Source organism: Geodermatophilus sp. SYSU D00965 (assembly GCF_054050075.1).
In genome coordinates, this window is record NZ_JBJGYQ010000022.1 from 60507 (window position 1) to 73416 (window position 12910).

Genomic DNA, 12910 nt, shown 5'->3' on the forward strand with positions numbered 1-12910 from the left:
CCTACGTCGTGACGTCCCGCACGGGCCCTACCGTGGCAGCGTGACCGTGCCCGACCCGCTGCCCGCATGGCTCGTCGAGGCCGGGCGGGTGACCGTCCTGACCGGCGCCGGCATCTCCACCGACAGCGGCATCCCCGACTACCGGGGCCCGAACGGCGTGTGGACGAAGGACCCGGACGCCGAGAAGCTCGTGACGCTGTCGTACTACGTGGCCGAACCCGACATCCGGCGCCGGGCCTGGCTGATGCGCCGCGACCTGCAGGCCCGCGACGTCCGGCCCAACGCCGGCCACGCGGCGCTGGTCGACCTCGAGCGGCAGGGCCGGCTGCGGGCGCTGCTCACCCAGAACATCGACGGGCTGCACCAGGCGGCCGGGTCCTCGCCGGAGCTGGTCCTGGAGCTGCACGGCACCGTGCACGAGGTGGAATGCCTCGCCTGCCGGGACCGGACGACGATGGCCGCGGCGCTGGCCCGCGTCGCGGCGGGTGAGCCCGATCCGGCCTGCCGGCGCTGCGGCGGCATCCTCAAGTCCGCGACGATCAGCTTCGGCCAGGCGCTCGACGCCGCGGTGGTCGAGGCCGCCGCGGAGGCCGCGACCGACTGCGACGTCTTCCTCGCCGTCGGCACCTCGCTGACCGTGCACCCGGCCGCGGGGCTCACCGACCTGGCGGCCGGGGCGGGGGCGCGGGTCGTCGTCGTCAACGCCGAGCCCACCCCGTACGACGGGCTGGCCGACCTCGTCGTCCGGGAGCCGATCGGCACCTCGCTGCCGCGCCTGGTCGCCCGCTGAGCGCCACCCGGCCCCGGTGTCCCCGGGGCCGGGCGGCGGTCGTTCAGCGGGCCGGCGCGAAGACCCCGGACGGGTCCACCCGGTGCCGGACGGCGGCCAGCCGCGCACGGTCCGCGCCGGTCCACAGCCGCTCGCTCGCCGGGGTCCCCAGGAAGTTGAGCAGCGAGCCGCCGGTGGACCACGGCGCGAGCCGGTCGACGACCGACGCGGTGACCGCCGGGACCACCTCGGCCACCGCTCCGGCCATCGGGCCCAGCACCCAGCAGGAGAAGGCGGCGTCCCGCCCGGTGACCGCGTTCGGCACCGCGGCCGGCCGGGCGAGCGCCCCGCCCAGGTGCCGCAGCTCCACCATGACCAGCGGCACGTCGACGTCCGGTCCGGCCACCGCGAGCAGCGCGTCGACGGCCTCGGCCGGCAGCTCGCGCAGCGCCGTCCCCCGGTCGTGGGTGGGCATGGGGTCCGTCGGGTCCATGTGGATGGCGTCGACCGCGGCGAAGGGCATGTCCGCGACGAGGTCCACCAGCGCCGGGGCGACCGCGCGCATCGGCGACAGCAGGGCCGCCCCCTCCTCGGCGGAGCCCAGGTGGGCGAACCGCAGGTGGACCACCGTCTGCCCGCGCAGCGGCTCGGGCAGCGCCGGGTCCGGCGGCATCCGCAGGACGGCGACCGACGTCGTGGTGTCCTCGGACAGCGTCGGCGCCCACTCCCGGTAGGCGTGCAGCAGGTCGGCGGCGGCCGCGCCGGGGAAGAAGATGCCCCCACCGTGCAGCCCGGCGACCGGCACGAGCTCGAACTCCAGGGCGGTGACGACGCCGAAGCCGGTCTTCCCCCCGCGGATCGCCCAGAACAGCTCCGGGTCGCTCTCGGCATCGACGGTGCGGACGGCGCCGTCCGCGGTGACCAGCTCCACGCGGCGCACCAGGTCGGCGGCGAAGCCGTACCGGCGGGCCAGCGGGCCGAGTCCGCCGCCGAGGGTGTAGCCGACCACGCCCACCCCGGACGACGAGCCCGACAGCGGGGCGAGCCCGTGCGGGGCGGCGGCGTCGATCACCTGCCGCCAGCGGGCGCCGCCGCCGACCCGGGCGGTGCGGGTGGCCGGGTCGACCACCACGTCGTCCATCCGCCGGGTGGAGACCAGGACGGTGCCGGCGAGGTCGTCCTGCAGGCCGTGGCCGGTGGCCAGCACGGTGACCGTCCGGCCCTCGCCGGCGGCCCAGCGGACGGCGGCGGCGACGTCGGCCGCGCTGGTCGCGCCCACGACCACGGCCGGCCGCGGGAGGTGGGCCAGGTTGAACCCGGTCACCTCGGCCGGGAAGGCGGGGTCGCCGGGGCGGAGGACGGGGCCGGCCACGCGGGCGGCCAGGGCGGCGGTGTCGGGCAGGACGGGCGTGCTGGTCACGGCGGGCTCCAGGGAGGGGGAGGGGCGGCGGCGGAGGCGGGAGAGGAGGGTCATCGGCCGGCGCTCGCGTCCAGCTCGACGAGCATGCCGGGCAGGGCCAGGCGGGCGACGCCGACGAGCGTGGTCGGCGGCGTGGCACCGACGCGGGCCAGCCGCTCGGTGAGGACGTCGTAGACGGCGAGGACGGCGTCGACGTCGGTGGCGTAGACGGTCAGCCGCAGCACGTCGGCCAGGTCCATGCCGCCCGCGGCGAGCACCGACTCGAGGTTGGCGAGGGCGAGTGCGAGCTGGGCGGCCGGGTCGTCCTCGTGCAGGAGCGCGCCGGTCTCGTCGACCGGGCCCTGGCCGGCGACGGTCAGCAGCCGGGACGGCGCCGGGCGCAGCTGCCCCTGGTCGAAACCGAAGGCCGCGCTCCAGGGGGTGGGGTTGAGCCGCTCGACCGGAGCGGCGGGGGTCGCTGTCATGCCGACGAACCTGTCGGCGCGGCGGCCGGCCGCCCATCCCACGGCCCTGGGGAGTTGCACCCCCAGGCTTCTGGGATACCCGCGGGAGGCCTCCCGGCCCCACACTCTCGGCCGTGACCAGCAGCATGCTCACCGAACGGGTCCGGGCGCAGGTCAGCGGCCTGGCCGCGGGCGGCCTGGACGCGGCGACCTTCGCGCAGTCCGCCCTGGAGGCGCTGGCGCGGGCCGTGCCGTTCTCCGCCGCGTGCTTCGCCACCGCCGACCCGGCGACCCGCCTGGTCACGAGCACCGTGAAGGCCACCTTCGACGACCACCACGACGACGAGTGGGCGCACTTCGAGTACGAGGTGCCCGACCCCTCGGCCTTCCTGGAGGTCAACCGCCGGCCCGGCGGGGTCCTGGGCCTGCAGACGGCGACCGACGGCCGGCTGGACCTCTCGCCGCGGTTCAGCCGGTTCATCCGCCGGCACTGGGACCTCGACGACGAGATGCGCGCCGCGCTCACCGTCGACGGCACGACCTGGGGCTTCCTGGCGCTGTTCCGCGACGGGCCAGGCGCCGCCTTCAGCCCGCTGGAGCAGGAGTTCCTGAGCAGCATCGGCGCGACCCTGGCCGTCGGCCTGCGCAGCGGGCTGCTGGCGGCCGCGGCGACCGACGACGCCGCGCACGTCGACGGCCCGGCGGTGCTCGTCGTCGGTGCGGACGGCGAGATCGCCTCGGCCAGCGTCGGGGCCGCGGCGCGGGTGGCGGAGCTGGGCGGCGGGCCGCTGGGGGACGCGCCGCTGCCGCTGGCCCTGCTCAGCCTGGTGGGCGCCGCCCGACGGACCGCCGCGGACGGGCAGCCGGTGGTCCCGCGGGTGCGGCTGCGCACGCGCTCGGGTCACTGGGTGGTGGCGCACGCGTCGCGGCTGATGGCCCGCGACGGCACGTCGTCCGACGTCGTGGTGACCATCGAGGAGGCGCGCCCGCCCGAGATCGTGCCGATCGTCGTGGCCGCCTTCGGGCTCACCCCGCGCGAGCAGGACGTCGTCCAGCTGGTGCTGCGGGGGGTGGACACCGGCGGGATCGCCGCCGCGCTGCACCTGTCGGCCTACACGGTGCAGGACCACCTCAAGTCGATCTTCACGAAGGTCGGCGTCCGCAGCCGCCGCGAGCTCACCGCGCGGGTGTACTTCGACCAGTACGCGCCCCGGCTGGCGGCGGGCCGGGAGGTCGGGCCGTCGGGCTGGTTCCGCGATCCGGCCTGAGCGCCATACCGCGCCGGTCCGGCGCTAGCGTGACGGGGACCACGTCGAGCGGCTGCCGGGCGCCTGCGCGCGGCGGCCCGACCACCCGGGAGCCGGACATGCGCGTGCCTCTGACCACCCGAGACTTCCTCGACCGCGCCGAGCTGGTGTACGGCGACCGGATCGGCATCGTCGACGAGCCCGACCAGCCGGCGCCGTCCCTGGGCGAGCTGACCTACCGCGAGGTCGCCCGCCGGGCCCGCGCGATGCAGGCCGCCCTCGACGAGCTGGGCATCGAGGAGGGCGAGCGGGTCGCCGTCGTCAGCCACAACTCCGGGCGGCTGCTGGAGATGCTGCTCGGCGTCCCGTCGTCGGGGCGGGTCCTGGTGCCGATCAACTTCAGGCTGGCGCAGGAGGAGGTCGCCTACATCGTCGGGCACTCCGGAGCCCGCGCGCTGTTCGTGGACCCCGACCTGGAGGCGTCGCTCAAGGGCATCGACGTGGAGCACCGCTTCGGCACGGGGGAGGAGTACGAGCAGCTGCTGCGCTACGACGTCGAACCGCGGCCGTGGGCGCAGCCCGACGAGGACGCCACCGCCACGATCAACTACACCAGCGGGACGACGGCCCGGCCCAAGGGCGTGCAGATGACCCACCGCAACGAGTGGGTGAACGCGGTGACGTTCGGCATGCACATGCAGGTCAGCGACCGCGACGTCTACCTGCACACGCTGCCGCTGTTCCACTGCAACGGCTGGGGGATGCCGTACGCGCTGGCCGGCCTCGGCGCCCGGCAGGTGCTGCTGCGCAAGGTGGACGGCGCGGAGATCCTCCGGCGGGTGGAGCAGCACGGCGTCACGCTGATGTGCGGGGCGCCGGCGGTGTGGAACTCGGTGCTCGAGGCGGCGGCCCACTGGGACGGCGAGGTCCCCGGGCGCGACCAGGTGCGGATCGTGGTCGCCGGGGCGCCGCCGCCGTCGCGCACCATCGCCCGCATCGAGTCCGAGCTGGGCTGGCAGTTCAACCAGATCTACGGCCTCACCGAGACCGCTCCGCTGGTCACCGTGAACCGGCCGCGCGAGGAGTACGACGCGCTCGACCCGGAGGAGCGCGCGAAGAAGCTGTCGCGGGCCGGGGTCCCGGCGTTGGGCACCCGGATGCGGGTCAGCGACTCCGGCGAGGTGCTCGTGCAGAGCAACACGGTGCTGGCCGGCTACTGGAACAACCCCGACGCCTCGGGTGAGGCCCTCGAGGGCGGCTGGTTCCACACCGGCGACGGCGGCTCCATCGACGAGGGCGGCTACCTCACCATCTCCGACCGCAAGAAGGACGTGATCATCACCGGCGGGGAGAACGTCTCGTCGATCGAGGTGGAGGACGTCGTCTTCAGCCACCCCGCGGTCGCGGAGGTCGCCGTCATCGGCATCCCCGACGACAAGTGGGGGGAGCTCGTGACCGCGATCGTCGTCCGCGCCGAGGGGCAGGAGGTCACCGAGGAGGAGATCGTGGCCCACTGCCGCGGCCGCATCGCCGGGTACAAGATCCCCAAGCGGGTGGAGTTCCGCGACGCGCTGGCCCGCACCGCCACCGGCAAGATCCAGAAGTTCAAGCTGCGCGAGGCCTTCTGGTCCACCTCGGACCGCCAGGTGCACTAGCGATTCGTCGGCCCCGTCCAGGGCACCGCCCCGAGCTTGCGAGGGGCGGGGAGGACGGGGTCCTTCTTCTCACCGCTCGCAGGCTCGCGGCGAGCCTCTGGACGAGGCCATCCCCGACCCAGGCCGTCGGGGGCCTTCACCCCACGGGGTGAGGGCCCCCTCAACGGCCTGCTCCTTCTCTCCGATCACACCACCAGCAGGCGTCCTGCGGGACGCCGACGGTGTCGGGTCGGGGAGAGGTCGGGTCGGTGGGCAGCGGAACGGACACACGGGGTACGGCCACGAGGGGCGCGGTGCCCCGGTGGCTCCTCCGGGGGATCGGCACGACCGTCGCCGCCCTCGTCGCGGTGGGCGCGGCCCCCGGTGCGGCCCTCGCCGCACCGGGGGACGCCGAGGTCGCCGACGCGCAGGCCGCCCGCGACGCGGCGGCCGCCCAGGTCGGCCAGATCAGCGCGCAGCTCGCCGCGGCCGAGTCCGCCGCGGCCGCCGCGCACCAGGCCGCGCAGATCGCGCTGCAGGAGTACGAGGAGCGCCGCGCCGCCCAGGAGGAGGCGCAGGCCGCCGCCGACGAGGCCGCGGAGGACGCCGACCGCGCCCGGGCGGAGCTGGCCCGCGGCCGTCAGCAGGTCGCCGACTTCGCGCGCTCCACCTACATGCAGGGCAGCACCGCGCCCGGCGCCGAGGCGCTGATGAGCGCCGAGGGCCCGACCCAGCTGCTGGAGCGGGCGGCGCTGCTCGACGCGGCCGGCGACCACCGCGTGGACGTCGTCGACCAGCTGACCGTGCTCGAGCAGGAGGCCGCCGAGGCAGACCGCGCCGCCCAGCAGGCGGTGGCGGAGGCCGAGGCCCGGCAGGACGAGGCGGCGGAGTCGCTGGCCGCGGCCCAGGACCAGGAGATCTCGGCGCGCGCCCAGACGGCGGCGCTGGCCGAGCAGCGGGAGGCCTGGCAGGCCGAGCTCGACGAGGCGCAGGAGGCCCTGTACGGCGCCCAGGGCGCCCAGGCCGCGGCGGCCGCGGCCGCCGCGGCGCAGGAGGCGGCCCGCACCACCCCGCCGGCCTCGACGCCGTCCACCTCGGGCGGCAGCTCCTCGGGCGGCTCGTCCGGCGGCTCCGCCGGCGGTGCGCCGGCCCCCGTGCCGACGACGGCCGACTCGCCCTCGGGCTCGGCGGTGCAGACGGCGATCGCCGCGGCGAAGTCGCAGCGCGGCCTGCCCTACAGCTGGGGTGGCGGCAACAGCTCCGGCCCGACCTACGGCATCACCCCGGACACGGCGATCTACGGCTTCGACTGCTCGGGCCTGACCGAGTACGCCTACGCGCGGGCCGGCGTCGCCATCGGCGGCACCAGCCGCGACCAGTACTGGCGGTTCCGGGACCGCACCGTGGCGGCGTCCGACCTGCAGGCCGGCGACCTGGTGTTCTGGGGCTCCGGGTCGGCCTACACGTCGATCTACCACGTGGCCCTCTACATCGGCGGAGGCCAGGTGATCCAGGCGCCGCAGAGCGGGGACGTCGTGCGGATCTCGTCGATGTGGTTCGGCAGCGACTACTTCGGCGCGGTGCGTCCGACCGGCTGAGAAAGGACCTCACAGGCTCGCGGCGGGCCCCTGCGGCGAGGCCACGCACGGGCCGGGACGTGGGGCGTCGGGCAGCCACGGGGGGAGCTGCCCGACGCAGTGCCGAGGCTAGCAGTCACCCGCCCCCGCGGGCAGGGGTGTGCACACGCCACGCGGACGGTCGGGGCGCCGGATCGCGGGCGACTCGGTGGTCGCCGACGGCGACCCGGCTGCCGTGCAGGAACGTGTAGGACACTGGCGCGGGGACGGGCACGCCGCCCCGTCGCCGGCCTCCTCGAGGCCGCGGACCCGCACGATCATGGGAGTTCCGTGAGCAGCGCCGCCAGCACCCCCCTCGGGCAGTCCGCCGGGTCCCCGGCCGCCGGTCAGCCGGTGCCGCCATCGGCCGACGCGGCGCAGCTGGAGCGCGTGCTCTTCGAGATCAAGCGGGTCATCGTCGGGCAGGACCGGCTGGTCGAGCGGATGCTCGTCTCGCTGCTCGCCCGCGGCCACGTGCTGCTCGAGGGCGTGCCCGGGGTGGCCAAGACCCTCGCGGTGGAGACGCTGGCCACCGTCGTCGGCGGCTCGTTCACCCGCCTGCAGTTCACCCCCGACCTGGTGCCGGCCGACATCATCGGCACCCGGATCTACAAGGCCGGGCAGGACGCCTTCGACACCGAGCTCGGCCCGGTCTTCGCCAACTTCGTCCTCACCGACGAGATCAACCGCGCGCCGGCCAAGGTGCAGTCGGCGCTGCTGGAGGTCATGGCCGAGCGGCAGGTCTCCATCGGCGGGGTCACCCACCCGCTGCCCGACCCGTTCCTGGTGCTGGCCACGCAGAACCCGATCGAGTCCGAGGGCGTCTACCCGCTGCCCGAGGCGCAGCGCGACCGCTTCCTCATGAAGGTGCTCGTCGACTACCCGAGCCCCGAGGAGGAGCGGGAGATCATCTACCGGATGGGGTCGACCCCGCCGGTGGCCGAGACGGTGCTCGCCCCCGGCGACCTGCTGCGGATGCAGCGCACCGCCTCGCAGGTGTTCGTCCACCACGCGCTGGTCGACTACGTCGTCCGGCTGGTGGTGGCCACCCGGGCGCCGCGCGAGCACGGCATGGACGACGTCGCCTCGTGGGTCTCCTACGGCGCCAGCCCACGTGCCTCGCTGGGCCTGATCGCTGCCAGCCGGGCGCTGGCGCTCGTCCGCGGCCGCGACTACGTGCTGCCGCAGGACGTCCTCGACGTCACCGCCGACGTGCTGCGGCACCGGCTGGTGCTCTCCTACGACGCGCTGGCCGACGGCGTGCCCGCCGACCACGTGGTCAAGCGGATCCTCCAGACGGTCCCGCTGCCGCAGGTCACCCCGCGGCAGCGGACCGGCGGCTTCGGCCCGGCCACGCCGGGCGGGCCGGCCGTGCCCGCGTTCGGCCCGCCGCAGGGCGTCCCCCAGTTCGGCCAGCCGGTGCCGCAGTTCGGCGCGCCCGGGCCGGCGGCGGGTCCGTTCGCCGGCCGGCCGGGGGAGGCGCAGCCCGGCACCGGCGTCCAGGGCCACCCGGGTGCCGGCGTGCAGGGCCACCCGGGCCCGGCCCCGCAGGGCCAGCCGGGGCCGGCCGGCAACGGCTACGCGCCCGGGTCGTCGCCGGCGTGATCCTCCGCCGTCGCTCCGGGAGCTCCGGCACCGCGACGCCGGAGCCGCCCGGGCACGCGCCCACGCCCGGGTCCGGGATCGACCCCGGGTCCGGGGACGGCGCCCCGCCGCACTTCGCCGAGGGCCCGGCCGACGTCCTGCTGCAGCGGCTGGAGCTCACCGTCCGGCGTCGCCTCGACGGCCTGCTGCAGGGCGACCACCTCGGGCTGGTCCCCGGGTCGGGCACCGAGGCCGGGGACTCGCGCACCTACCACCCCGGCGACGACGTCCGGCGGATGGACTGGCCGGTCACCGCGCGGACGCAGGTGCCGCACGTCCGGGAGACGATCGCCGACCGCGAGCTGGAGACGTGGGCCGTCGTCGACCTCTCGGCGAGCCTGGACTTCGGCACCGCGCGCTGCGAGAAGCGCGACCTCGCGATCGCCGGCCTGGCCGCCGTCAGCCACCTGACCGTCCGCGGCGGCAACCGGCTCGGCGCCGTGGTCACCACGGGGGAGCGGGTGGACCGCTACCCGGCCGCGGCCGGCCGGCTGGCCGCCGACCGGCTGCTGCGCGCGGTGGTGGCCACGCCCCGGGCCGCCGGGGGACGGCGCGGTGACCTCGCGGCCGCACTGGAGTCGCTGCGCCGCCCGCCGCGCCGGCGCGGGCTGGTCGTCGTCGTGTCGGACTTCCTCGGCGACAGCGACTGGGAACGGCCCCTGCGCGGGCTGGCGGGGCGGCACGAGCTGCTCGCCATCGAGGTGGTCGACCCGCGCGAGCTGGAGCTGCCCGACGTCGGGCTGCTCACCGTCGTCGACCCGGAGAGCGGCCAGACCCTCGAAGTGCCCACCGGCGACGCGGAGTTCCGCGCCCGGTACGCGGCCGGGGCCGCCGGCCAGCGGGAGGCGATCGCCGCGGCGCTGCGCCGGGCGGGCGCCGGTCACCTGCAGCTGCGCACGGACCGCGACTGGCTCATGGACGTCGTCCGGTTCGTCGCCGACCGCCGGCGCGCCGGCAGCGGAGGAGCCTCCCGATGACCTTCCAGGCACCGCTGTGGCTGCTCGGCCTGCTCGCCGTCGTGGCGCTGGTCGCGCTGTACGTCGTCCTGCAACTGCGCCGCAAGGCCTACGCGGCGCGGTTCACCAACGTCGCGCTGCTGGGCAGCCTCGTGCCGAAGCGGCCGGGCTGGCGGCGGCACCTGGCCTTCGGGCTGGTGGCCCTCTCCCTGGCCGCGCTGGTGGTCTCCCTCGCCGTGCCGAGCACCGAGGTGCGGGTGCCCCGCGAGCGGGCGACGGTGATCATGGCCGTCGACGTCTCGCTGTCGATGCAGGCCACCGACATCGAGCCGAGCCGGTTCGAGGCCATGCAGAAGGCGGCCAAGGAGTTCGTCGACGTCCTGCCCGAGCGGATCAACCTGGGGCTGGTGTCCTTCGCCGGCACCGCGACCACGCTGGTCACCCCGACGACCGACCGCGGCCAGGTGCGCAGCGCCATCGACAACCTCGACCTCGCGGAGTCGACCGCGATCGGCGAGGCGGTGTTCACGTCGCTCTCGGCGATCCAGAACTACCAGGCCTCGCTGGAGGCCACCGAGGAGGACCTGCCGCCCGCCCGGATCGTGCTGCTCTCCGACGGCTACAACACCGTCGGTCGCGACGACACCCAGGCCGTCGACGCCGCCGTCGACGCGGGCATCCCGGTCTCCACGATCGCGTTCGGCACCGACTACGGCACCCTCGACCTCGACGGGGAGCGGGTGCCGGTGCCGGTGGACCGGGAGACCCTCGAGCGGATCGCCGACGACACCGGCGGCAGCTACAGCGAGGCGGCCAGCGCCGCGGAGCTCGAGCAGGTCTACGAGGACCTCGGCAGCCAGATCGGCTACACCACCGAGCCGCGCGACGTCAGCTACTGGTTCGTCCGCGGCGGGGTGCTGCTGGCCCTGCTCGGCGTCGTCCTCAGCCTGCTCTGGACCAACCGCCTGCTGTAGCCCCCGCCCGGCCCCGTCCAGGGCCCCGCCGCGAGCCTGCGAGTGGTGGGGAGGACGGGGTCCTTTCTCAGCGGGAGGGGTCGAGGACGAGCTTGCCGGTGGTGCGGCGGGCGAGCAGGTCCTGGTGGGCCTCCCGGACGGCGGTCAGCGGGTAGCGACCTCCGGCGATCGGCCTGAGCGCCCCGTCGGCGACCAGCGGCAGCAGCTCGGTCATCGCGTCGTCCATCATGTGCGGCCGGGTCATGCAGTGGGCCAGCCAGAAGCCGATGACCGCGCGGCTCTTCTGCATCAGCGCGCCGGGGTGCACAGCGGACGCCGGCGTCCGGGCAGCCATCCCGTAGGTGACCAGCCGGCCGAACGGGGCCAGCGCCGACAGCGAGCCGTCGAAGACGTTGCCGCCGGTCATCTCCAGCACCACGTCGACCGGCTTGCCGCCGTTGGCCTCCCGCAGCGCGGCGGTGAAGGCCTTCGGGTCGTCGTCGGCCAGGGCGGGGTCGACGCTGGCGTCGGCGCCGAGCTCCTCGGTCAGCGCCCGCTTCTCCGGGCTGGACGCGGTGGCGATGACCCGGCCGGCGCCCCAGCGCCGGGCCAGCTGGATCGCCAGCGAGCCGACCCCGCCGGCGCCGGCGATGACGACGACGGTGTCGCCGGCGGCCAGGTGGGCGCTGGTGCGCAGCAGGTGCCAGGCGGTGGCGCCCTGGAGGACGACGGCCAGCGCCTGCTCGTCGGAGACGCCGTCGGGCACCGGCCAGGTCAGCCGCGGGTGGGCGGCGACCTTCTCGGCGTAGCCGCCGCCGTCCAGCAGCCCCACCACCCGGGGGCCGCCGCCGGCGGACGTGCCCACGAACTCCGCGCCCGGGACGAGCGGCAGCTGCTGGGGGGCGAGGTAGCTGTCCTCGATCTGGTGGGTGTCGGCGAAGTTGACGCCGGCCGAGGAGACCTCGAAGAGCTGCTGGCCGGGGCCCGGGACCGGGTCGGGCAGGTCGACGACGTCGAGGACCTCGGGGCCGCCGAAGCGGGTGATCTGCACGGCTCGCATCCTCCGAGGCTATGGCCATGCGGTGGACCGACGGTGAGCGGTGGCCTCCGGGCGGGCCCGGTGCAGTGATCGACGTGGAGGACCCGCCGCGGCGCAGCTCAGCTGACGGGCAGCGCTGCGAGCCGGGCGGCCAGTTCCGCGTTGCGCCGCAGGAAGGGCTGCCACCCGGTCGGTGCCCGGGCGCCGGGCGCCGACCTGGTGCAGGTCTCCTGCTCCCAGGCGCGGAGTCGGCCGTCCCGGATCCGGAGCCGGACCAGGACGTCGTCCGCCCAGCCGGTGACGTCCTCGTCGCCCTCCCCGCCGGGCGCGGTGACCCGCTGCGGTGCGACCACCCACTCGACCGCCTCGATCTCCTCCTGGAGCCGGGCCGCGGCCTCGTAGGCCTGCGCCCCGGCCGCGGCGTCGCGCCGGGCGGTGAGTGCCGCCAGTGCGCCGGCGACCGCCGTCGGCTCCCGGTCCAGCACGGACGCCACGGCGCTCGCCAGCCGCGCGACGGGGGTGTCCTGCCCGCCGCGCAGCCGCGCCAGCTCCCGCTCGCCGGCGGTCCGGGTCGGGCCGGCGTGGCCGAGCGGGTACAGCCGTTCCAGTCCGGACACGGCCAGCCGCACCTTGCGGGCCCCGAGGTAGGGGCCGAAGTGGCGGACCCCCGGTGCCGGCCGGTGCGCGGAGGCGAGGCCGAGACGCGGCGCCTCCGGCGAGGGATCCAGGCGGATGCTGACGGGCACCTCCAGGCCGCCGACGATCCGGTTCCACGGTGGCAGCGACCGCTCGAGCAGGTTCCGTTCGGCCCAGGCGGCCTCGTGCGCGGAGTCGCAGACCAGCGCCTCGATCCGGGCGACCCGGAGCACCATCCGCCGCAGGTGGCGGCGGTCCCGCAGGTCGCCCCAGTAGGAGCTGACCCGGCGGCGCAGCTCTGCGGCCCGCCCGACGTACAGCACGCGGCCGCCGTCGTCCCGGAAGCGGTACACGCCCGGAGCGGCCGGCAGCGCGGCGACGGCGTCCGGTCGGGCGGGCATGCCCCCATCGTGCGCACGGCCGCTGCGCCGGTGGTGGCGCCGCGCCCCACGGGCCCCACGCGTCCCACCGGCGCCGTCGTGTCCCAGTACCGGCAGGTGACGCGTCGAGGGGGACGCCCCCGTGCAGGGACGTCCCCCTCGACGTCGTCGCC

At 76.1% G+C, this 12910-nt stretch carries 11 protein-coding genes; 7 read left to right on the top strand and 4 right to left on the bottom strand.

The genetic code is table 11. The features are described from left to right. Positions 1–40: 40 nt before the first annotated feature. The gene (locus ACI789_RS19400; RefSeq protein ID WP_457010997.1) at positions 41–790 is read left to right on the top strand and encodes an SIR2 family NAD-dependent protein deacylase; all 750 of its coding nucleotides are present in this window, start codon (positions 41–43) and stop codon (positions 788–790) included. A gap of 43 nt (positions 791–833) precedes the next feature. On the opposite strand, the gene ACI789_RS19405 is transcribed toward ACI789_RS19400, so the two are convergent. Both ACI789_RS19405 and ACI789_RS19410 read right to left on the bottom strand, forming a co-directional pair. Further along, positions 834–2189 (bottom strand): FAD-binding oxidoreductase, encoded by a 1356-nt coding sequence (locus tag ACI789_RS19405; protein WP_457010998.1) that lies wholly within the window; start codon positions 2187–2189, stop codon positions 834–836. Between the two features lie 50 nt (positions 2190–2239). After that, on the bottom strand, positions 2240–2653 hold the full coding sequence (locus tag ACI789_RS19410; protein ID WP_457010999.1) for a RidA family protein: 414 nt from the start codon (positions 2651–2653) through the stop codon (positions 2240–2242). Positions 2654–2766: 113 nt separating this feature from the next. Between ACI789_RS19410 and ACI789_RS19415 the strand changes: the two genes are divergently transcribed. The 6 genes from ACI789_RS19415 (at position 2767) to ACI789_RS19440 (ending at position 10703) form a co-directional block, all read left to right on the top strand. After that, on the top strand, positions 2767–3900 hold the full coding sequence (locus ACI789_RS19415; RefSeq protein WP_457011000.1) for a LuxR C-terminal-related transcriptional regulator: 1134 nt from the start codon (positions 2767–2769) through the stop codon (positions 3898–3900). Positions 3901–3998: 98 nt separating this feature from the next. Then, positions 3999–5534 carry an AMP-binding protein gene (locus ACI789_RS19420; protein ID WP_457011001.1) on the top strand — a complete coding sequence of 512 codons (1536 nt, stop codon included), beginning with the start codon at positions 3999–4001 and terminating at the stop codon, positions 5532–5534. 293 nt (positions 5535–5827) lie between these two features. Further along, a complete protein-coding gene (locus ACI789_RS19425) occupies positions 5828–7111 on the top strand; it encodes an NlpC/P60 family protein (protein ID WP_457011002.1) in 1284 nt (427 codons plus the stop codon). A gap of 309 nt (positions 7112–7420) precedes the next feature. Continuing rightward, entirely contained in the window at positions 7421–8734 is a 1314-nt protein-coding gene (locus ACI789_RS19430; protein ID WP_457011003.1) for an AAA family ATPase, read from the top strand. Then, positions 8731–9750 (top strand): DUF58 domain-containing protein, encoded by a 1020-nt coding sequence (locus tag ACI789_RS19435; protein ID WP_457011004.1) that lies wholly within the window; start codon positions 8731–8733, stop codon positions 9748–9750. The genes ACI789_RS19430 and ACI789_RS19435 overlap by 4 nt, the downstream gene beginning before the upstream one ends. Further along, positions 9747–10703 carry a VWA domain-containing protein gene (locus ACI789_RS19440; RefSeq protein ID WP_457011005.1) on the top strand — a complete coding sequence of 319 codons (957 nt, stop codon included), beginning with the start codon at positions 9747–9749 and terminating at the stop codon, positions 10701–10703. Before ACI789_RS19435 ends, ACI789_RS19440 begins: the two co-directional genes overlap by 4 nt. A gap of 67 nt (positions 10704–10770) precedes the next feature. Here the strand turns inward: ACI789_RS19440 and ACI789_RS19445 are convergent, their stop codons facing one another. Next, a complete protein-coding gene (locus tag ACI789_RS19445) occupies positions 10771–11742 on the bottom strand; it encodes a quinone oxidoreductase family protein (RefSeq protein WP_457011006.1) in 972 nt (323 codons plus the stop codon). Between the two features lie 98 nt (positions 11743–11840). Then, positions 11841–12758: a hypothetical protein gene (locus ACI789_RS19450; protein ID WP_457011007.1), complete on the bottom strand. Its 918-nt coding sequence runs from the start codon at positions 12756–12758 to the stop codon at positions 11841–11843. Between the last annotated feature and the right edge of the window lie 152 nt (positions 12759–12910).

Excerpts from the sequence above, each read along its gene's own strand:
- ACI789_RS19450 (WP_457011007.1), bottom strand. The coding sequence starts at position 12,758 with ATGCCCGCCCGACCGGACGCCGTCGCCGCGCTGCCGGCCGCTCCGGGC.
- ACI789_RS19440 (WP_457011005.1), top strand. The coding sequence starts at position 9,747 with ATGACCTTCCAGGCACCGCTGTGGCTGCTCGGCCTGCTCGCCGTCGTG.
- ACI789_RS19445 (WP_457011006.1), bottom strand. The coding sequence starts at position 11,742 with ATGCGAGCCGTGCAGATCACCCGCTTCGGCGGCCCCGAGGTCCTCGAC.
- ACI789_RS19420 (WP_457011001.1), top strand. The coding sequence starts at position 3,999 with ATGCGCGTGCCTCTGACCACCCGAGACTTCCTCGACCGCGCCGAGCTG.
- ACI789_RS19410 (WP_457010999.1), bottom strand. The coding sequence starts at position 2,653 with ATGACAGCGACCCCCGCCGCTCCGGTCGAGCGGCTCAACCCCACCCCC.